The organism is Methylobacterium cerastii, from assembly GCF_022179125.1.
Taxonomy (GTDB): Bacteria; Pseudomonadota; Alphaproteobacteria; order Rhizobiales; family Beijerinckiaceae; genus Methylobacterium; species Methylobacterium cerastii.
In genome coordinates this window covers 94,935-114,338 of sequence record NZ_BPQG01000011.1, presented here as the reverse complement: position 1 = coordinate 114,338, position 19,404 = coordinate 94,935, and the positions used below count along the sequence as shown (strand labels likewise).

The window sequence follows — 19,404 nt, the reverse complement described above, 5'->3', positions numbered from 1 at the left end:
CTTCTGCAGCAGCCTGCTAGAGCATTTTCCGTGATCTCTGGATCACGGAAAATGCTCTAACCTGCTGTGTGGTCGCATTTTCTTCACGCGAGCCGGCATCCACCTCGCTTGAAAATGCATTAGCGGCGGCCCCGCACCGGCCGGGTGCGCGCCGTCCGATCACGCTTTCGCGCGTCCGCGGGCGCCTTGGAACCTTCGCAGGAGCCCGCCGTTCGGACATCCCGACAGCATTCGGTCACGCTTCGCGGCGCCGCCGCGAGGCCGGACCGAGGTCGCTGAACGAGCAGGGAGCTTCCCGATGAGCAGCACCACCGACAAGATCAAGGGCCTGGCCAACGAGGCCGTCGGCAACATCAAGCAGGGCGTCGGCAACGTCACCGGCAACGAGAAGCTGCAGGCCGAGGGTAAGGCCCAGGAGCTGAAGGGCGAAGCCCAGAAGACCGTCGGCGACGCCAAGGACGGCGTGAAGGGCGCGGCCCAGACGGCCGCCGACGCCGTCAAGAAGATCTGATCCGTTCGGTGACCGGGATCGGGGCCGCACTCGTGCAGCCCCGATCCCCATCCGCGGGGCGTGCCATCGCCGCCCCCCGACATCGAAGGACGAGGACGAGATCATGAACCGAGATCGTTTCGAAGGCGGCGTGCGCCACCTGCGCGGCCGCGCCAAGACCGCCGTCGGCGCCGTGAGCGGCGACCCCGGGCGCCAGTTCGACGGCGCGATCGACCAGGCGGCAGGCGCCGCGCAGCACGCTTACGGCCGCGCCCGCGACACCGCCCAGGTCTGGCGCCGCGACGGCGAGCACCTGATCGACGAGGCCAGCGCCCGCGGCCGCGCCATCGCCGACGAGGCCGCGAGTCGCGGACGCCATTATCGCGATCGCGCAGAACATCACGGCCGCCACGCTGCCCGACGCGCCGACGAGAACAAGGGCGCTACCCTGGCGATCGTCGCCGCCGCGGCCTTCGGGCTCGGCTGGCTCTTGAGCGGGGACCGCTGAGCGTCTCGCACGTGAGTGACGCGCAGGCGGGGATGCGGCGATCAAGTCGCCGTTTCGTCGCCTGCGCGGCGCGTGTCGTCGGCGAAAATGGTCTAAGGAAAGGGTGACCGGGGGCGGCGACACCCCCGAGCCCGAAGGCCAGACAGACCGAGACGAGGCGATGACCGGCTCCAGCACACCGAACACCCATCTGACCCCGTCCCTGACGCGGCCCGCGTCGCAGCTGGTCACGATCTTCGGCGGCTCCGGCTTCCTCGGGCGTCACGTGGTCCGGGCGCTGGCCAAGCGCGGATACCGCATCCGTGTCGCCGTGCGCCGGCCCGACCTCGCCTTGTTCCTCCAGCCGCTCGGCAAGGTCGGCCAGATCGTCGCCGTCCAGGCGAACCTGCGCTACCCCGAATCGGTGCGGCGCGCGGTCGAGGGCGCGGACGTGGTGATCAACCTCGTCGGCATCCTTCAGGAAACCGGTGCGCAGAGCTTCTCGCGTCTCCAGGTCGACGGGCCCGATGAGATCGCGCGGGCGGCGGCGAAGGCGGGTGCCGCGATGGTCCACGTCTCGGCGATCGGCGCCGACCGGAACTCCGAATCGCGTTATGCCCGGACCAAGGCCGAGGGCGAGGCCGCAGTGTTCGCCGCCCGGCCCGACGCGGTGGTGTTCCGGCCCTCCCTCGTGTTCGGTCCTGGCGACAGCTTCTTTAACCGCTTCGCCAGCCTCGCCCGGTTCCTGCCGGTGCTGCCGCTGGCCGGCGCCGAGTCGCGCTTCCAGCCGGTCTTCGTCGGCGACGTAGCCGAGGCGATCGCGCTCGCCACCGACGGCCGCGTGCCCGGCGGCAAGGTCTACGAGCTCGGTGGCCCCGAGGTCGCGACCCTCGATCACCTCGTGCGCTACATGCTGGAGACGACGATGCGCAAGCGCATGGTCGTTTCGCTGCCGCTTCCGCTCGCCAAGATCCAGGCCCGCGCGATGGAGCTCGCCGACACCCTGACCCTCGGGCTGCTGCCGGCCGACCTCAAGCTGACCCGCGACCAGGTCGTCCTGCTGCAGAACGACAACGTCGTCTCGGAGGCCGCCAAGGCCGAGGGGCGCTGCTTCGAAGGTCTCGGCATCCAGCCGACCGCCGCCGAGGCCGTGGTGCCGGGCTATCTCTGGCGCTTCCGCAAGGCCGGTCAATTCGCCAAGGGGCGCGGCACCGAGGAGCAGGCCGAAATCCCCGACATGATCGCCCCGACGCCCATGGGCGAAGGCTCGCAGCATCGGCCCATGCGCGCGTCCGGTCCCGCGATCGGGGCCGATGCCGGTGGATCGCCGGGCATGGGCCAGCGCTGGGGCACCCGCAGCTAGGGCCTCGTGGCGCCAGCGGGATGTCCTCGCCGTCCTAGCGAAGTCGGCCTTGCAGAGCGGGCGCCGGCAGCCGGTGCGTCAGCCGCTTGTGGACGTGCACCATCAGCGCGATGCCGAAGAGCGGCGTCAGCAGGTTGAGCACCGGCACAACCATCATCCCGGCGAGCAGGCAGCCCGCCGCGATCGTGGTGCCGGAGAACGCGCGGCGCATCTCGCCGGCCTCCGCCAGCGGGCGGTAGCGGGCGGCGGCCATCTCGAAATATTCGCGCGACAGCAGGTAGGCGTTGGCGGCGAAGAACGCCGCCAGCCCGATGACCGGCACGAAGAAGATGACCAAAGCGGCGAGGTTCACCAGCAGGGTCAGGCCGGCGAAGCGCATGGCGTAGAGCATCGCCGAGCCCCATGGCATCGGGCGGCCCGGCGGGTCGTTCGGGAAGTCGGTTCGCTCGACGATCTCGGCGGCGTCGTCGAGGAAGAACCCGGCGACCAGGATCGAGATTGCCGGCATCAGGTAGGCCAAGGCCACGAAGAGCCCGAACCCGGCCAGGAAATAGGCGAGGCTGTCGAGGATGGGGTAGGATTGCGAGATGTGGTGGCTCGCCTGGAACCACTGGATCAGCCGCGTCAGCCCGAACCAGGCCAGTGCCAGGATGCCGAGCGTCAACCCGAGCGACTTCCACAGGATGGCGCGGAGCGGCGGGGAGAAGGTCTGGCGCAGGGCCGCGAGTGCCGACTGGATGAGCATGCCGTGATCCCGTCTGCCGCCGTGGTTCGGCGCATCGCGGTTGTGGTGTCCCGATCCCGCCGCCGCAAGGGCGTCGTGCACCCGTGCACGCGTCTGGAAAGCCGCACGGGTCGTGGCGTTCGGCGTGATCCGAGATGACCACCGGGCGGGTGGCCCACCGCCGGGACCGGTACGAGGAGAAGGATGGTGACCGGCGCATGAGACCGAGGCTCGACACGCCACCCCCGCATGCCCGGTTCCGGCCGAGCGTCGCGCCCAGGCTCGCCCCGCTGCCCGCCGACCCCGACGTGGTCGTCGTCGGAGCGGGCGCCGCCGGGATCGCAGCCGCGCGCACCCTGATCGCCGCCGGCCTGTCGGTCGCCGTGCTGGAGGCGCGGGACCGCGTCGGCGGTCGTACGGTGACGACGACGTTGCGCGGTCACGCGATCGACCTCGGAGCGCACTGGCTTCATGCCGGGCCGATCAACCCCCTCGTGCAGCTGGGCTTCGCCCGCGGCGAGCCCCTCCGCCGCGCCGCGCAGGAGGGCCACGTCTGGGTCGGACGCCGCCCGGGACGGCCGTCCGAGGTCGCCGCCTCGGCCCGGTCCTTCGACCGCGCCGACCGGGCGATGCATGCGGGCGCCGCCGAGGACGGCCCGGACCGCTCCGCGGCGAGCGCCCTACCCCGCAGCCTCGGCCCCTGGGGCGCCCGCGTCGCCCTGGTCCACGGGCTGGTCTCTGGCCGCCCGCTGAAGGAGGTCTCGCTGCACGACTTCCCCAGCATGGAATACGGCGACAACTTCTTCATCGCCGGCGGCTTCGGCGGCTACCTCGCCCGCCTCGCGCAAGAGCTGCCGATCGCGCTGAACTGTCCGGTGACGCGGATCGACTGGTCGGGCGTCGGCGTCCGCATCGCCACCGCCGACGGCCGGAGCCTGAAGGCCCGCGCGGTGGTCGTGACGGTGCCGATGATGGTGCTGCGCGACGCCGTCGCCTTTTCTCCGGCCCTGCCCGCGCCGACTCGCGCGGCGATCGACGGGTTCCGCGCCGGCATCTACGAGCACGCGGTGCTGCATTGGCCGGCGAGCCCGTTCCGCGGTCGGGACCGCCTCGCGAGCCTCGTCGGCAGCCGACTCAGCCCGCCGGGCCTGCTCACGCGGATCGACGACACGCCGTTCCACTACTTCGAGCTCGACGCGGTCGGCGCCGCCGAGATCGACGCGGCCGGCACCGGGGAGGACGGGCTGCGCCGCCGCGTGCGCGCGACGCTGGCCGACCATTTCGGAGCGCGCCGCCTCCACGACCTGTCGATCCCAGCGGTCAGCGAATGGCGCCACGATCCGTGGTCGCGCGGCTCCTGGGCCTCGGTGCCTCCCGGCCATGCGGGTGCACGCCGCGTGCTCCATGAGGCGGTCGGCGGGACGATCTGGTTTGCCGGCGAGGCGCTGTCGCGCGAGCAATGGGGCACCGCCGGCGGCGCCTACGAGGAGGGCGTGCGCGCGGCCGTCGCCGTCGCCGAGCGTATCCGGATGGGCACAGCCGCCTGACGGGATGCGGCGGCGGCGCCGGATCGTCTTGCGGTCAGCCCCGAAACGCGATGCATCAGGCGGCGTGCGATCGCGACGCGGAACGGGGCCGTCTGATGAACTGGGTCGAGGGCATCGGCTATCTCGGGACGGCGCTGACCATCTCGGCCTCGGCGATGAGTACGATGATCCCCCTCAGGATCATCTCGCTGGTCGCGAGCGCCGCGGTCATCACCTACGGGCTGCTGATCGGCAGCATGCCGGTGGTGCTGACGGAGGCGATCCAGATCCCGTTCAACGCCTGGCGGCTCTGGCAGATGGTCCGGCTCGTGCGCGACGTGGAGACGGCCGCCGAGGGCGACCTCTCCCTCGATTGGCTCAAGCCCTACGGCACCGAGCGCGCCTTCGCGGCCGGCGCCGCGCTCTTCGCCAAGGGCGAGGAGGCGACGACGATGTACTACGTCGAGGCCGGTTGCTTCCGCATTCCGGAATACGAAATCGAGGTGCGGGCCGGCGGCATCGTCGGCGAGCTCGGCCTACTCTCGCCGGGCAACCGGCGCACGGCTTCGCTGATCTGCACGGAGGCTGGCCGGGCGCTGGAGGTGCCCTATTCCGCGGTCAAGCAGCTCTACTACCAGAACCCGGAATTCGGTTTCAGCTTCCTCAAGCTCACGAGCGAGCGGCTGTTCCAGAGCGCGAACGCGCCGGTCTCAGTGGGCGGCGACATAGTCTGAGCTGCACGCCCTGCTTGGACAATCGAACCCGGATCAGCCCCCAAGTCGGTCGCGCAGGCGCGCGAAAAAGCCCATCGCCTCCGGTGGCGGGGGGGCCGACCAGTCGGGCACCGCCCCCTCCCGCAGATGCCAGTCGCGGGACTCGAATCGGTCGCCAGCATCCCCGATCAGGCCGAGGCCGACGCAGGGGCGGTCGGTCCCGTCGCCGACGCGCCCCGCAGCCCAGATCCGCTGCCACCGGTCGCGGATGCCCAGGTCGGCGTCGCACCAACCCAGGCGCTCACGGCCCAACGCGGCGAAAATGCGCTCAGGCGACGCGTCCGCCGGAATGCGGATCCAGGCCGAGAACACGTAGGGCGTGGCCGGATCGAACCGCGTCGTGTCGAGGAGCTTAGTGTAGGCGCTGAAACCCGGACGCTGATTATGCGCCGCGTGCAGCGTCGTTCGGCGCGGAAGCCGCATCGCGTCGGCCGAGGGCGCGGCGGCGAGCGCGGCCGGCGCCACGCCGGCACGGGCGGCGTAGGCCGCGTCGCACAGCGCGACCCAGGATTCGAGCTCGACGTCCCAGGCCTGCTCGCCGGGGGCGAACCGCCGGACGCTTCCTTCGAGCACAAGGTCGCCGGTGCGCCGGAGCGGCTCGGTCGCCGAGCCCGGGGCGGCTTCCCTCACCCGCAGCAGGGTCGAGGGGCCGTGGCGCCAGACCGCCTCGGCCAGGCGCTGGAAGTCGGCGTCGGTCTGTCCCGCGTCGGCCTTTCGCACGAGGATCTTCTCGCCGGTGGCAAGGTCGGCGAGCATCCTCGCCTTAAGGTGCGCGACCCGGCCGTACTCGCGTTCGAGCAGCGCGTCGTGGTCGGTGCCCGCGACGGTCCGCTGCGTGTTCGACCAGATGTTGTAGGTCCGGCTCCGGCAATAGTAGACGCCGGTCTCGGTCGGAGCCAGCACGAGGTCCGAGGGCGCGCCGTAGCGCTCGAAGCGGGTTTCCAGCGCATCGATCAGGTCGTCGAGCGGCGTGTAGGAGAAGCGGAGCAGGCCCGAGGGCTCGGCGCCGCAATAGCGCTGAACAAAGCCGAACTCGCAATTGCCGCCGAGGCTGCGGAACGCAGCCATGCGCGTGGCGAGACCCGGAACCGTGGCCTTCTCCGTCGCGACGCCCGCCATGCCGATGCCCGCCCCGCGCGCCTCAGAGCATGCTGGGCAGAATCCGGTCCGGCGGGCGGTGACCGTCCATGAAGGTCTTGATGTTGATGATCACCTTCTCGCCCATGTCGATCCGGCTCTCGAACGTCGCCGAGCCCATGTGCGGCAGCAGCACGACCTTGCCGGACTTGGCGAGCTTGACCAGGCGCGGGCTCACCGCCGGCTCCTGCTCGAACACATCGAGGCCGGCCGCAGAGATCTCGCCGGCCTCGATCAGGCGGGCGAGCGCGTTCTCGTCGATCACCTCGCCGCGGGCCGTGTTCACGACGATCGCCTCGGGCTTCATCAGCTTGAGGCGGCGGGCCGAGAGCAGGTGGTAAGTCGCGGGCGTGTGCGGGCAGTTGACCGACACGATGTCGACGCGGGCCAGCATCTGGTCGAGTGATTCCCAGTAGGTCGCCTCCAGCCCGGCCTCGATCGCGGCCGGCACCCGGCGGCGGTTGTGATAGTGGATCTGCAGCCCGAACGCCTTGGCGCGGCGCGCGAGCGCCTGGCCGATCCGGCCCATGCCGACGATGCCGAGGCGCTTGCCGGTGATACGGCGACCAAGCATCCAGGTCGGCGACCAGCCCGTGGTCCAGTCGTCGTCGGGAATGATGCGCGCACCCTCGGGTACGCGCCGCGCCACGGCCAGGATCAGCGCCATGGTCATGTCGGCGGTGTCCTCGGTGAGGACGCCGGGGGTGTTGGTGACGGTGATGCCGCGCTCCAAGGCTGCCGACACGTCGATGTGATCGACGCCGTTGCCGAAGTTGGCGATCAGCCGGAGGTTCGGCCCGGCCTGGGCGAGGAGGCCCGCATCGATCTTGTCGGTGACGGTGGGAACGAGCACGTCGGCCTCGCGCATCGCGGCGGCGATCTGCTCGGGCGCGAGCGGGGCGTCGTCGTGGTTCAGCCGCGCATCGAACAGCTCGCGCATCCGCGTCTCGACCGCGTCCGGCAGGCGTCGCGTCACGACGACGAGCGGCTTGCGCTTCAACGACATCATCTCTCCCATCACCGGGTTCGGGCAGGCCCGACACGAACGCCTCGCGCGGCGTCGGCGCATCGTGGACCGGCCGCGTCCCCGGTTTCAAGCTCCGTTAACCGAGCTCCGCCAGACAGGTGCGGACGGCTTCCGGCCTCTCTATCAGAGGCAGGCCGGAACACAATCGGAAGTGCCGCGCCGGCATCGCCGCGCGGTGCGGGCGTTCCTTCGTCGTGCGCAGATCAGGAGATGGACGATGCGGCTGGCTCGGCTCTTCTTCGCGGGCGCCGCCCTCCTGGCGTCGCCCGCCCTCACGCTTCCCCTGGTCACCAGGTCGGCGCTGGCCGCGCCCGCCGCGGGCGGCGGCCCCGAATCCGGCGTGGGTCCGGTCACCAAGCTGCCGCTGCCGCGCTATGCCAGCCTCAAGACCGATCGCGTGAACCTGCGCGAGGGGCCTTCGAAGGATCACCGCACCCTCTGGGTGTTCCAGCGCGCCGGCATGCCGGTGGAGATCGTCGCCGAGTTCGAGACCTGGCGCCGCATCCGCGATTCGGAAGGGACCGAGGGGTGGGTCCTGCACTCGTTGCTGTCGGGCCGCCGCACCGCGATCGTCACCGCCTCGAAGGGCGCCGACAAGGCCGCGATCCCGCTGCGGGCGCGGGCCGACGACGGCGCCGAGGACGAGGCGCGCCTGGAGGCCGGCGTGATCGGCAGCGTGAAGAGCTGCACCGGATCGTGGTGCCGCCTCGTCGTCGCGCTGCCCTCCAAGCGCGACGTGGACGGCTACATCCACCAGGACCGCCTGTGGGGCGTCTACCCGAACGAGAAGGTCGACTAAGAAAAAAGGCCCGGTTCGCACCGGGCCTTCTTCGATTCGGAGACGTTGACGGCCGCTCAGCTCTGGCGGCGGGCGCCGGCCCGGCGGCGGAGGCGGACGATCACCTCGACGCCGGCGATCTCCATGCCTTCCGGCGCGTCGGGAAGCGATTCGACGGAGATGCCGCAATCGGGCATGTCCATCACCTGACCTTCGTCCTCAAGGAAGAAGTGGTGGTGCTCGGAGGGGTTGGTGTCGAAGTACGCCTTCGACCCGTCGAGCGCGAGCTGGCGTAGAAGGCCGACCTCGGTGAACTGGTGCAGGGTGTTGTAGACGGTGGCCAGCGACACCGGAACCTTGGCGCGCATCGCCTCGTCGTAGAGCATTTCCGCCGTCAGGTGGCGGTCGCCGCGCCCGAACAGCAACCAGCCGAGCGACAGGCGCTGGCGCGTCGGGCGCAGGCCCGCGCGGCGCAGGCGGTCGCGCAGGTCCGAGAGCGGGCAGCCGCGGCGCGCCGCGCCGGACGCATCCCCCGAAAGGGCCGGGATCCGGGCGTTCAGCGCGGCCTGAAGGGACAGCAGTTCGGACATCGGCGGGACTGAACGCTCGCGAGGGGTGAAGGATTTCGCCCTCGTGTATATGGGAACGGTCGCCGGCTCGCAACACGCGCAGGTGGCCCCTCCCCCGCTCGCGCGAAGGCCGCTTCGTTCGCGCCTGCTTGGAACCGGCTCCGCGCCTATGCTAACGAGGCCGCCGAGTGCGCGGTTCGCCCCGCGTACGGGATGAGCGCCGGCGCCGAAGCCGGCCCGGGCCCGCCGACCGAAGCTCGCGACACGAGGACCGACCCGCCTTCATGACGTCCGACACCGAACAGACCGCCCCCCGCGCCTCGCAGTATTCCTACGAGGACCTGCTCGCCTGCGGGCGCGGCGAACTCTTTGGCGCGGGCAACGCCCAGCTGCCGCTGCCGCCGATGCTGATGTTCGATCGCATCACCGAGATCGCCGCCGAGGGCGGCGCCCACGGCAAGGGTCTGGTCCGCGCCGAGTTCGACATCCGGCCAGACCTCTGGTTCTTCTCCTGCCACTTCAAGGGCGACCCGGTGATGCCGGGCTGCCTCGGGCTCGACGCCCTGTGGCAGCTCGTCGGCTTCCATCTCGGTTGGCTCGGCGCGCCGGGCCGCGGGCGGGCGCTCGGCGTCGGCGAGGTCAAGTTCACGGATCAGGTCCTGCCGACCGTCAAGCAGGTGGTCTACGGCGTCGACCTGCGGCGAGTGCGCACCGGCAAGCTTGTCCTCGGCATCGCCGACGGGTGGCTGGAAGCCGACGGAAAGCGCATCTACGAGGCCAAGGACCTGCGCGTCGCCCTTTTCCAGAGCTGAGCGCCACACCTGATTTCGATGCGTTCCCGGCAACGGGGCGCGTCCTCGCCGGTTGAGAACAGGCCGGCGACATCCTAGCTGACGAAGTAGCGTGACGCTCACCCACCGGGCGCGTCGCCGGGGAGACGAGTTCGTTCATGCGCCGTGTCGTCGTCACCGGGATGGGCATCGTCTCATCCATCGGAAACAACACCGAGGAAGTGCTCGCCTCGCTCCGCGAAGGGCGGTCCGGCATCACCCGTGACGGCTCGCATGCCGAGCATGGCTTCCGCAGCCAGGTCTCGGGCCGGCCCACCCTGGACCCCGAGGGAGTCGTCGATCGCCGCGCCATGCGCTTCCACGGCGGGGGCAGTGCCTGGAACCACGTGGCGATGGATCAGGCGATCCGCGACTCAGGACTCGAGGCCGGCGACATCTCGAACGAGCGCACCGGCATCATCATGGGTTCGGGCGGTCCCTCGACACGTGTGATCGTTGAATCGGCCGCGATCGCCCGCGAGAAGGGTCCTAAGCGTGTCGGTCCGTTCGCGGTGCCGAAGGCGATGTCCTCGACCGCCTCGGCGACCCTGGCGACCTGGTTCAAGATCAAGGGCGTCAACTATTCGATTGCCTCGGCCTGCGCGACTTCGAACCATTGCATCGGCAACGCCGCCGAGATCATCCAGGGCGGTCGCCAGGACATCATCTTCGCCGGCGGCTGCGAGGATTTGGACTGGACACTGTCGGTGCTGTTCGACGCGATGGGCGCGATGTCCTCGAAGTACAACGCGACACCCGAGAGGGCCTCGCGCGCCTACGACGCCAACCGGGACGGCTTCGTCATCGCCGGGGGTGCCGGCGTCCTCGTCCTCGAGGAGTTGGAGCACGCCAAGGCCCGCGGCGCGCGGATCTACGGCGAGATCGCCGGCTACGGCGCGACCTCCGACGGCTACGACATGGTGGCGCCTTCAGGCGAGGGAGCGGTGCGCTGCATGCGCCAGGCGATGGAAGGCCTGAAGGGCGCGCCGATCGACTACATCAACCCGCACGCCACCTCGACGCCCGTGGGCGACGAGAAGGAGATCGAAGCGATCCGCGAGGTGTTCGGCCGCGGCGACGCCTGCCCGCCGATCGCGGCGACCAAGTCCCTCACCGGGCACTCGCTCGGCGCCACCGGGGTGCAGGAGGCCATCTACGGGCTCCTGATGATGAACAACGACTTCATCAGCGCCAGCGCGCACATCGATGAGATCGACCCCGCCTTCGCCGACATGCCGATCCTGCGCACGCGCCGGGACGGGGCCAAGCTCGGCCACGTGCTGTCGAACTCGTTCGGCTTCGGCGGCACCAACGCGACCCTGGTGCTGAAGAACGTCGACGCCTGACGCGTCCGGCACGACGGCCGGACCGTCGTCAAGGAAATCGGCGGTTCGAGGCACGCTCCGTTAACCATCGGAACCCAAACTCTCCACTCAAGTTCTGCCTTGAGGCTGTGCCAGGGAGTGGAGCGCGCATGACCTTCTTTCTCATCGTCCTGGCGCTCACGGCGGTCGTCCTCGGATCGGCCGGCATCTACGCCAAGCAGGCACTGATCGACGACGCCAAGTCGCAGACGCGTGGCTACTTCTGAAGCAGCTTCCGCGTTTGACCGCCTTGAAGCCCTGCCTCGCGGCGGGGCTTTCGTGTTTCAAGGGGACGCCTTTTTTTAGGTCGGAGATTGGACAGCGCCCTCCCCCGCGCCTAAGCCTCGATCCGAGTTGACGTGCGTCCGATGCGGCGCAGCGCTCGGGAGTTAGGGATCGAATGACGGGTTTGATGGCGGGCAAGCGCGGCCTGATCATGGGCGTGGCCAACGACCACTCGATCGGCTGGGGCATCGCCAGGACCCTGCACAAGCACGGCGCGCAGCTCGCCTTCACCTATCAGGGCGACGCGCTCGGCAAGCGCGTCGCGCCGTTGGCCGCGCGGCTTGATTCCGACATCGTCCTCCCCTGCGACGTGGAGAACCTCGCCTCCGTGGACGCGACCTTCGCCGCCCTTGACGAGCGCTTCGACGGCACCCTCGACTTCGTGGTCCACGCGATCGGTTTCTCGGACAAGGCGCAGCTCAAGGGCCGCTACGTCGACGTGACCACCCGCGAGAACTTCTCGCGCACCATGACGATCTCGTGCTTCTCCTTCACTGAGATCGCGCAGCGGGCGGCCAAGCGCATGCGCGCGGGCGGATCCCTGCTGACGCTGACCTATGGCGGCTCCACTCGCGTCATGCCGAACTACAACGTGATGGGCGTGGCCAAGGCGGCGTTGGAGGCGTCGGTGCGCTACCTCGCCACCGATCTCGGCCCGGACAACATCCGCGTGAACGCCCTCTCGGCCGGGCCGATGCGGACCCTCGCGGGCGCCGGCATCGCCGACGCGCGGCTGATGTTCAACCACCAGAAGGCGCATGCGCCGCTGCGCCGGACCGTGACCCTCGACGACGTCGGCGGCTCGGCGCTCTACCTGCTGTCGGACCTCTCGTGCGGGGTGACCGGCGAGATCCACTTCGTCGATTCCGGCTACAACATCATCTCGATGCCGCGCCCCGACGTGCTCCAGGCGCAGGACGAGGCCGGCGTCGTCGGCGACGCCTGACCCTCAACGCGTCACCGCGATCAGCCCGATCACCAGGCTCGCGGCGAGCAGGATCAGGTGGACGCCACCACCGGCGGCGAGCCACGCACTCATTCCTGGGTCGAACCCGCCGGAATACGCCCCGGGGGCAGCAGCCCGGGCTCGCGCGACGGCCGCCGCACGGCACGGCGCCCGCGCCGCTCGATGACCGCCCGCGGCGGCGGCGCGGAGGGATAGTTCGACGCGAACGGGTTCGGGGGCACGGCGGAGCCGGTCGGCCCGAACGTGCTTCCGGCATAGCCCCGGCCCTGTGATAGGGCGGGGAGCGATCCGGCCGCGAGGATCGCGGCGGCGAGCAACTTACGATAGGGCATCGACATCCTTTGGTGTGTGGCCCCATCCAGATAGGGCCGCGGCGGCGCGAGCGGGATTGGACGACGGCATGGAACCGCATCGAATCGAGCGCGACGGCACGCAGTACGAGGTCGCCTTCGAGCGTGCGCCCGAGGGCTGGGTCGCCCTCATCCGCAGGCTCGACGACGGCGCGGTCCACGTCGTCGCCTTCGCCGACGGGGCCGGATACGACTCCGACGACCCGCGCGGCTCGCTGATCGCCGGCTGCGAGGCGGCGATCGAACGCCTGCCCTGGGCCGCCCCGACCCGGCACTGAGCGGGCGGCCTGCGGAACCACCGCGCCGCCGACGTGTTCGCGCTGGACAGGTTTCGTTCCAGGTCGGGAGATTGCGATGTCCGAAGTCACCTATCACGTCGTCGAGCACGACGGCGGCTACGCCTACAAGGTCGGCGACGTGTTCTCCGAGACCTTCCCGAGTCACGACGAGGCCCTGCAGGCGGCGCAAGCTGCCGCCGCCGAGCAGCAGGTTCCGGGCTCGACCGAGGGGATCCGCTACCAGGACGGCTCGGGCGCCTGGCACGACGAGACCGCCCGCGGCGACGATCGGCCGGTGGCGAAAGTCGAGGATTGATCGAGGCCGTGACGGGCGGGGTCTGGACGATCGATGCCTCGCAAATCGGCCACGGCGCCTCTTAAATCCGTTCCGTCGGCGGTCAAGCCGCCGAAGGGCACCCGCCGCACCACGCCCTCCCCCGAGACGCTGGCGGCGCTGAGCCCGGATCGCCTGATCGGCCTGATCCTCGGCGAGGCGGCGCGCAACGCCGCGTTCAGAAAGCTCGTGAGCGCGGCCCTTGCCTCCCTGCAGGGCCCGGAGGCTGTCGCCGCGATCGTGGATCGCCGGCTCACCGCCCTTGAAGGCGCCCGCGGCTTCATCGATTGGCAGAAGCGCCGAGCCTTCACCACCGACCTCGGTGCGACGGTCACCGTGATCCTCACGGAGCTGGCGACCCTCGACCGCGCGGCCGCCCTGGAACGTCTAGTACGCTTCCTCGGTGGGGCCGACGCGGTGCTGAACCGGGTCGACGACGGCTCGGGCGCGATCCAGGCCATCTACGAGCGCGCCTCCGAGGCTGTCGTCGCCATTGCGGCGGCCCTCGATCCGGACGCCGCTGGTTTGTTCGCCTTGACACTGATCCCGCGCGTCGTCGCCGACCCCTACGGACCGTTCGGCCTACTGATCCGCGATCTCGTTCCGCGCCTGCCGGCCACCGCGCTGCGATCCCTCGACGACGCGCTTGCCGAAGCCGTCTGCGCCGGGGCCAAGCCTGCCGACGGCACGAGCGCGACGCCCGCAATCCGAGCCGGCCTGACCCACGGGAACCTCCTGCGCATTCGCCAGGACATCGCCGACAGCCGCGGAGACGTAGACGCCTACGTCGCGCTCGAGCAGGCGATCATGCCCGGCCGGCCGGACGTCATCGAAATCGCCCGGCGCCTGCTCGACGCCGGCCGCGCCGCGGAGGCGCTGGACTGGATTCGGCGCCCGGCATCCTCGCAGGGCCGCGTCGTCACCCGCGCGTCGCTCGCCGTCGGCGACGCGGCGATCGACGGCCGAGCGCGGGAGCGGATCGCCCTGGAAATCCGCATCCTCGATGCGCTCGATCGACGGGAGGAAGCCCAGGCGCTGCGCTGGCGCGGGTTCGAGACCCTGCTCGACGCCGACATGCTGCGGGCGCACCTCGCGAAGCTGCCCGACTTCGAGGACGAAGAAGTGTGGGAGCGTGCCCTCGAACACGTGAGCCGGCACGACGACGCCCACCGCGCGCTCGCTTTCCTCGTGGCGTGGCCGAGCCTCGACCGGGCCGCGCGCCTCGTCCTCGCTCGCGCTTCGGAGTGGCGCGGCGCCGCCTACCGCTTGCTGGAACTGGCGGCGGAGGCGCTGGAGCCCGCCCATCCTGCGGCGGCCGCAATCCTGCTGCGTCGCATGATCGACGACATCCTCGGCGAGGGCCGGAGTAGCGCCTACCCGCATGCGGCGCGCTACCTCAAGGCCCTGGACGCGATGGCTCCGCGGCTTCTGGCCGGCGCGATCGAGCCGGCGCCGGAAGCGTATCGCGCCGGCCTACGCGCGGCGCACGGGCGCAAGTACGGGTTCTGGCCGCTGGTCCAGGATTAAGTGGTTTCGATGCCGTCGACCCGGTCGGGGTAGAAGGCCACATGCCCGGCGATCTCGGCCACGGCCGGGAACGGCGCCTCGTAGCTCCACACCGCGTCCGGTTGCGACGCGTCGCCCACCTTGAGGCTGAAGTAGCTGGCGTCGCCCTTATATGGGCAATGGCTCGTCCGCACCGAAGGCGTGAAGTGCGAGAGGTCGACGTCGGTGCGCGGGATATAGAGCACCGGCGGATACGACGCCTCCTTCAACGACAGCACGTTGCGGCTGTCGGCGACGGCGACGCCGTTCAGCATCACCCGGATGCGACCCGGATGCGGCGTGACGGTGATCGGGTGGTCGGGGCCGGGCTGTCTCATCGTGGAATCCGCTCGTTGGGGTTCAGCTCTATGGTGCCGAGCGCGTCGGCGAGCCGGGCCTTCGCGGTTCCTGGCTTCAGCGGCACCTGCTGGCTCGCATGCGGCGCCCATCCGGTCAGCCAAAGCACCTCGAAAGTCGCGCGAAGCCGGCCGTCCGCGTCGGCGAAGCGGGAGGCATAGATCTCGGCCATGCGGATCAGCGTGGTGCGCCGCAGGGGCGTGCGGCGGCGCTCGACCAGCGTGTTGGTCAGGCCCATGGCGCGCAGGTCGCGCATCAGCGCGAACGGGTCGGCGTAGCGCACCGTCACGGTCTCGGTGTCGGCGACCGGCAGGGCGAAGCCCGCCCGCTGCAACAACGCGCCGGCCTCGCGCACCTCGGCGAACGGTGCGACCCGCGGACTGATGCCGCCTTCGACCTCGCTCTCGGCTTGGGCGAAGCTCGTGCGCAACTCGATCAGCGTGGCGCCCCCGAACAAGCATCCAAGGAACAGCCCGTCCGGGCGCAGGGCGCGGCGGAGCTGCACAAGCGTGCCGGGCAGGTCGTTGACGCCCTGGAGCGCGAGGAGCGAGACGGCGCAATCGAAATGGCCTGGGGCGGCCGGAAGCGCCTCCGGGTCGGCGACCGCCTGCGCGACGCCTAGCTCTGCTGCCTCGGCGAGCGGCGCGAGCCGCAGCACCGCCGCGTCGGGATAGCGGGCGGCGAGCACGCGCGCCGCCGCGGTCGTTGGCGTCGCGAGGTCGAGGCAGGTGGTGAAGGTTCGCAGCACCGCGCCGAGGCGGTCGTCGAGGTCCGCCGCCATGCGGGCGACGAGGAAGTCGGCGAAGCCCGTGCGTCGCGCGCGGGCGAGGCGGCGGCGGGCGAGCCCGGTGTCGAACAGATGCGAAGGCGCTGTCATGCACAGCCACACATGGCGCTCGACCCGTCCGGTTGCCAGCTGCGGCGGCGCTCGGCGAAGGTGGTGAGCCGACCATCACAGTTTTGCGAGGGTGGAACGGGTCTGGACGATCGCCGTTCCTGGTCAGTTCCATCGGCTGCTGAGCCGCATATCGGAGTCGCATCCCATGATCCGCTTTCTGTCCGGGGCCGCCCTGGCCCTCACGATCGTCGCCTTCGGCTCGACCGCCGAGGCCAAGGGCTGTATCAAGGGCGCCATCGTCGGCGGGATCGCAGGCCACTATGCCGGGCATCACGGGTTGGTCGGCGCCGCCGCAGGCTGCGCGATCGGTCGCCACCGCGCCAACGCCGAGGCCCGCCGCAACGACCAGACCCCGCCCGCGACGCGCTGAGCCGGCTGCGCGCCGCGTCAGGGCGTGGGTCGTGCCTGCGCCTGAAAACATCGACAGCGAGGAAGCCCGTGCATCGAAAGGTGCGCGGCCTTCCGCCATTTTCGGCCGCGCCGCTCGGGCGCTCGTCGGCCTCGTCTACCCGCCCTCTTGCGCGGGATGCGGCGCAGCCACGGCCGATCCCGGCGCGCTCTGTCCCGCCTGCTGGTCCGGCCTGCGCTTCATCGAGGAGCCGCGCTGCCCGCGCTACGGGACGCCGTTCGCCCTCGACCTCGGGATCGGCCCGCTGCTGTCGCCGCGCGCGATCAGCGATCCGCCGGTCTTCGAGCGGGCGCGAGCGGTGGCGCTCTACGACGACACCGCTCGCGGGCTCGTGCACCGCTTGAAATACGAGGACCGCCTCGACCTCGCCAAGGCGATGGCGGCGATGATGGCCGCCTCCGGCGCCGCCCTGATCGCGGAGGCCGATTGCGTCGTGCCGGTGCCGTTGCATCGCTGGCGGCTGTGGCGACGGCGGTTCAACCAGGCGGCTTTGCTCGCCCGCCCCCTCGCCCGCGCCGGGCGGGTGCCGTTCCTGCCGCAGGCGCTCGCGCGGGTGAAGGCGACGCGCTCGCAGGTGGGCTTGAGCCGCGCCGGGCGCGCCGAGAATCTCCAGGGCGCCTTCCGCGTGCCGCCGGCGCACCGGGCCGCCCTTCAGGGCCGACGCGTCCTCCTCGTCGACGACGTCACCACCACCGGCGCGACCGCCAACGCCGCCGCCCGCGCACTGTTGCGCGGCGGGGCGGCCTCCGTCGACCTCCTCACCTTCGCGCTGGTGGCCGACCCGATCGGCTGAACGGTCGTCTCACGCCGGCGGCAGCCCGCGCGGCCGCAGGGCGGCGATCGTCAGGTCGAAGGCCTCGGCGATGCCCTCGTGCCAGAGCGAGAACGGCGTCGGCCGTTCGAGATGCAGGGCCGCCTCGGCCTCCATGCCGCTGGCCTGCAGGTCGGCGCCATAGCGCAGCGCGAGACGGCGCATCGGCCCGTTCCGGGCGAGACACCGCACGTGCAGGTCGCCGACTCTTCGGTTGCGGGCGGCTTCCGTGATCCGCGCGAACAGGGCGCCGCCGAGGCCGCGGCGGCGATACGCGCGCTCGACGGCGAAGGCCGCCTCCGCCTCGGCGCCGAGGTCGAACGCCGTCGCGCCGGCGCGCGACGGGCGCAACTCGGCGACGCCGCGCAGGACGCCGGAGACGAACGCGCCGAAGATCAGGCCCTCCGCCGTCACGGCGCGCTCGGCGTAGGCGCGGATCCCGGCCTCGCCGACGGCGCCCATGAAGCGGTTCGCACGGGTCTCCGGATCGAGGCGCAGGAAGTAGGCGAGGATCTCGGCGCGGTCGCTCGCACGCAGGCGGCGGATCGTGTGTCCCGCCGGCTTCGGCTCGGGCAGTGCCATGGTTCCAGTCTCCGATTACGCGGCGCTGACGTCTGCGCGCATCCGGGCGTGCCCTCCCTCGAAGGTAGCGCCGGTCTCGCACCGCCAAGCCGATTGTGCAATGCAACAATTCGTCCTTGCAGTTTGCGGCGTGGGCTGACATGCGCCGGGCGGATGGAACCCGTTTCCTCGTATCTTGCCGGGCGGCGGGTTGATCGCCCTGCGCGCGCGCGGCAGACGTGTGATCCGTCCTTCGCGCCGCAACAGGGCCGAGGCCGAGCAGGATCCCGTGGTCGTGAGCCGGATGTCGTGAGCCCTACCTCGCCGAGCCAGGCGCCCTCCGCAGACGCGCGCAGCGGCGCGCTCTCCCCCGGGCCGGTCCACGATCGCTACGAGGCGTTGATCGCGTCGGGCGCGATCGAGCGCGACCCGGCGCAGGCGCGGCTGGTGCGCGCTCTCGACCGGCTCGCCCTCGACCTGGAGCGGCGCCGACGCGCCAAGAAGGGCAGCGCCCTCGGCTGGCTGTTCTCGCGCAAGGACACCGTCGGGCCGACGAAGGGGCTGTACATCTGGGGCTCGGTCGGGCGTGGCAAGACCATGCTGATGGACCTGTTCCACGAGGCCGCCCCCGGCCCGAAGCGCCGCGTCCACTTCCACGGTTTCCTCGCCGACGCGCACGAGCGTATCCACGCCTACCGCCAGGCGCTGAAGCGCGGCGAGGTCAAGGGTGACGACCCGATCGGCCCGGTCGCCGACGCCTTGGCCGACGACTCGACGCTGCTGTGCTTCGACGAGTTCACCGTCACCGACATCGCCGACGCGATGATCCTCGGCCGGCTGTTCGGAGCGCTGTTCAAGCGCGGCGTGACGGTGGTGGCGACCTCGAACGTGGAGCCGGACCGGCTCTACGAGGGCGGCCTCAACCGGGCCCTGTTCCTGCCCTTCGTCGAGGAGCTGAAGGAGCGGGTCGAGGTGTTGCGCTTGGATTCGCGCACCGACTTCCGCCTCGAGAAACTCGGCGGCGCGCCGGTCTACCACGTGCCCGCCGACGCGGCCGCGCGCTCGGCGCTCGATGCCGCCTTCCGCGGCCTGACCGGCAAGGCCAAGGGCCGGTCTGCGACGCTCACCGTGCACGGCCGTCAGGTGCCGGTGCCACAGGAGGCTGCGGGCGTCGCCCGGTTCAGCTTCGACGACCTCTGCGCCCAGCCCCTCGGCGCCTCCGACTACATGGCGATCGCCCGCGCCTTCCACACGGTGATCGTCGAAGAGATTCCGGTGATGGGCGAGCAGAACCGCAACGAGTGCAAGCGCTTCATCACCCTGATCGACACCCTGTACGACCGCCACGTGAAGCTCGTCGCCTCGGCCGCCGCCGAGGCGCAGGCGCTCTACTCGGTGCGGGAAGGCCGCGAGGCCTTCGAGTTCGATCGGACGGTGTCCCGGCTGATCGAGATGCGCTCGGTGGAATACCTCGCCCTGCCGCACGGCCGGGCCGATTCCGAGGCTTCCGGCTCGACGACCGGCCTCGTCGAGACCTGATG

The 19,404-nt window shown here is 70.9% G+C and carries 23 protein-coding genes; 15 read left to right on the top strand and 8 right to left on the bottom strand.

The window, feature by feature from the left end; translation table 11 throughout:
• The first annotated feature begins 298 nt into the window (after positions 1-298).
• The 3 genes from MFF13_RS06155 (at position 299) to MFF13_RS06145 (ending at position 2,340) form a co-directional block, all read left to right on the top strand.
• Positions 299-511, top strand: coding sequence for a CsbD family protein (locus MFF13_RS06155; RefSeq protein ID WP_147828204.1), 213 nt, complete (start codon positions 299-301; stop codon positions 509-511).
• A 103-nt stretch (positions 512-614) separates the two neighbouring features.
• On the top strand, positions 615-998 hold the full coding sequence (locus MFF13_RS06150; RefSeq protein WP_147828203.1) for a CsbD family protein: 384 nt from the start codon (positions 615-617) through the stop codon (positions 996-998).
• A 160-nt stretch (positions 999-1,158) separates the two neighbouring features.
• Positions 1,159-2,340 carry a complex I NDUFA9 subunit family protein gene (locus MFF13_RS06145; protein WP_147828202.1) on the top strand — a complete coding sequence of 394 codons (1,182 nt, stop codon included), beginning with the start codon at positions 1,159-1,161 and terminating at the stop codon, positions 2,338-2,340.
• Between the two features lie 34 nt (positions 2,341-2,374).
• On the opposite strand, the gene MFF13_RS06140 is transcribed toward MFF13_RS06145, so the two are convergent.
• Complete coding sequence (locus tag MFF13_RS06140) at positions 2,375-3,085, bottom strand: sulfate transporter family protein (RefSeq protein WP_147828201.1); 711 nt, start codon at positions 3,083-3,085, stop codon at positions 2,375-2,377.
• 197 nt (positions 3,086-3,282) lie between these two features.
• Between MFF13_RS06140 and MFF13_RS06135 the strand changes: the two genes are divergently transcribed.
• Together MFF13_RS06135 and MFF13_RS06130 are read left to right on the top strand one after the other, a co-directional pair.
• Positions 3,283-4,611: a flavin monoamine oxidase family protein gene (locus MFF13_RS06135; RefSeq protein ID WP_238271393.1), complete on the top strand. Its 1,329-nt coding sequence runs from the start codon at positions 3,283-3,285 to the stop codon at positions 4,609-4,611.
• 95 nt (positions 4,612-4,706) lie between these two features.
• A complete protein-coding gene (locus tag MFF13_RS06130) occupies positions 4,707-5,324 on the top strand; it encodes a Crp/Fnr family transcriptional regulator (RefSeq protein ID WP_147751785.1) in 618 nt (205 codons plus the stop codon).
• 33 nt (positions 5,325-5,357) lie between these two features.
• On the opposite strand, the gene MFF13_RS06125 is transcribed toward MFF13_RS06130, so the two are convergent.
• Both MFF13_RS06125 and MFF13_RS06120 read right to left on the bottom strand, forming a co-directional pair.
• A complete protein-coding gene (locus MFF13_RS06125; RefSeq protein ID WP_147828199.1) occupies positions 5,358-6,482 on the bottom strand; it encodes a hypothetical protein in 1,125 nt (374 codons plus the stop codon).
• Positions 6,483-6,504: 22 nt separating this feature from the next.
• Positions 6,505-7,509 carry a 2-hydroxyacid dehydrogenase gene (locus MFF13_RS06120; RefSeq protein ID WP_147751787.1) on the bottom strand — a complete coding sequence of 335 codons (1,005 nt, stop codon included), beginning with the start codon at positions 7,507-7,509 and terminating at the stop codon, positions 6,505-6,507.
• A 235-nt stretch (positions 7,510-7,744) separates the two neighbouring features.
• Between MFF13_RS06120 and MFF13_RS06115 the strand changes: the two genes are divergently transcribed.
• Positions 7,745-8,326: an SH3 domain-containing protein gene (locus MFF13_RS06115; protein ID WP_147828198.1), complete on the top strand. Its 582-nt coding sequence runs from the start codon at positions 7,745-7,747 to the stop codon at positions 8,324-8,326.
• Positions 8,327-8,382: 56 nt separating this feature from the next.
• On the opposite strand, the gene irr is transcribed toward MFF13_RS06115, so the two are convergent.
• Positions 8,383-8,895, bottom strand: a complete 513-nt coding sequence (gene irr, locus MFF13_RS06110) for a Fur family transcriptional regulator Irr (RefSeq protein ID WP_147828197.1) — start codon at positions 8,893-8,895, stop codon at positions 8,383-8,385.
• A gap of 263 nt (positions 8,896-9,158) precedes the next feature.
• On the opposite strand from irr, the gene fabA reads away from it, so the two are divergent.
• From fabA to fabI, 3 genes are all read left to right on the top strand, one after another.
• Positions 9,159-9,686, top strand: a complete 528-nt coding sequence (fabA, locus tag MFF13_RS06105) for a 3-hydroxyacyl-[acyl-carrier-protein] dehydratase FabA (protein WP_147751790.1) — start codon at positions 9,159-9,161, stop codon at positions 9,684-9,686.
• 137 nt (positions 9,687-9,823) lie between these two features.
• Positions 9,824-11,050 (top strand): beta-ketoacyl-ACP synthase I, encoded by a 1,227-nt coding sequence (gene fabB / locus MFF13_RS06100; RefSeq protein ID WP_147761561.1) that lies wholly within the window; start codon positions 9,824-9,826, stop codon positions 11,048-11,050.
• 418 nt (positions 11,051-11,468) lie between these two features.
• Positions 11,469-12,299: an enoyl-ACP reductase FabI gene (fabI, locus tag MFF13_RS06095; RefSeq protein WP_147751792.1), complete on the top strand. Its 831-nt coding sequence runs from the start codon at positions 11,469-11,471 to the stop codon at positions 12,297-12,299.
• Between the two features lie 89 nt (positions 12,300-12,388).
• On the opposite strand, the gene MFF13_RS06090 is transcribed toward fabI, so the two are convergent.
• On the bottom strand, positions 12,389-12,652 hold the full coding sequence (locus MFF13_RS06090) for a hypothetical protein (RefSeq protein WP_238271391.1): 264 nt from the start codon (positions 12,650-12,652) through the stop codon (positions 12,389-12,391).
• A 68-nt stretch (positions 12,653-12,720) separates the two neighbouring features.
• Here MFF13_RS06090 and MFF13_RS06085 point away from each other — a divergent pair, with 68 nt between their 5' ends.
• The 3 genes from MFF13_RS06085 (at position 12,721) to MFF13_RS06075 (ending at position 14,809) form a co-directional block, all read left to right on the top strand.
• Positions 12,721-12,948: a 4Fe-4S dicluster domain-containing protein gene (locus tag MFF13_RS06085; RefSeq protein ID WP_147828195.1), complete on the top strand. Its 228-nt coding sequence runs from the start codon at positions 12,721-12,723 to the stop codon at positions 12,946-12,948.
• A 76-nt stretch (positions 12,949-13,024) separates the two neighbouring features.
• Positions 13,025-13,264: a DUF2188 domain-containing protein gene (locus tag MFF13_RS06080; RefSeq protein WP_147751795.1), complete on the top strand. Its 240-nt coding sequence runs from the start codon at positions 13,025-13,027 to the stop codon at positions 13,262-13,264.
• A gap of 33 nt (positions 13,265-13,297) precedes the next feature.
• Positions 13,298-14,809: a DUF6880 family protein gene (locus tag MFF13_RS06075; protein WP_238271389.1), complete on the top strand. Its 1,512-nt coding sequence runs from the start codon at positions 13,298-13,300 to the stop codon at positions 14,807-14,809.
• On the opposite strand, the gene MFF13_RS06070 is transcribed toward MFF13_RS06075, so the two are convergent.
• Complete coding sequence (locus tag MFF13_RS06070) at positions 14,806-15,165, bottom strand: DUF427 domain-containing protein (protein WP_238271387.1); 360 nt, start codon at positions 15,163-15,165, stop codon at positions 14,806-14,808. The two genes, MFF13_RS06075 and MFF13_RS06070, sit on opposite strands and share 4 nt — an antisense overlap.
• Complete coding sequence (locus MFF13_RS06065; RefSeq protein ID WP_147828192.1) at positions 15,162-16,061, bottom strand: methyltransferase domain-containing protein; 900 nt, start codon at positions 16,059-16,061, stop codon at positions 15,162-15,164. Before MFF13_RS06065 ends, MFF13_RS06070 begins: the two co-directional genes overlap by 4 nt.
• 166 nt (positions 16,062-16,227) lie before the next feature.
• Between MFF13_RS06065 and MFF13_RS06060 the strand changes: the two genes are divergently transcribed.
• Both MFF13_RS06060 and MFF13_RS06055 read left to right on the top strand, forming a co-directional pair.
• On the top strand, positions 16,228-16,452 hold the full coding sequence (locus MFF13_RS06060; protein ID WP_147751799.1) for a hypothetical protein: 225 nt from the start codon (positions 16,228-16,230) through the stop codon (positions 16,450-16,452).
• Between the two features lie 97 nt (positions 16,453-16,549).
• Positions 16,550-17,284 carry a ComF family protein gene (locus MFF13_RS06055; RefSeq protein ID WP_238271399.1) on the top strand — a complete coding sequence of 245 codons (735 nt, stop codon included), beginning with the start codon at positions 16,550-16,552 and terminating at the stop codon, positions 17,282-17,284.
• Positions 17,285-17,293: 9 nt separating this feature from the next.
• On the opposite strand, the gene MFF13_RS06050 is transcribed toward MFF13_RS06055, so the two are convergent.
• Positions 17,294-17,884 (bottom strand): GNAT family N-acetyltransferase, encoded by a 591-nt coding sequence (locus MFF13_RS06050; RefSeq protein ID WP_147751801.1) that lies wholly within the window; start codon positions 17,882-17,884, stop codon positions 17,294-17,296.
• Positions 17,885-18,172: 288 nt separating this feature from the next.
• Between MFF13_RS06050 and zapE the strand changes: the two genes are divergently transcribed.
• Positions 18,173-19,402 (top strand): cell division protein ZapE, encoded by a 1,230-nt coding sequence (gene zapE / locus MFF13_RS06045; RefSeq protein WP_238271384.1) that lies wholly within the window; start codon positions 18,173-18,175, stop codon positions 19,400-19,402.
• The last annotated feature ends 2 nt before the right edge of the window (positions 19,403-19,404 follow it).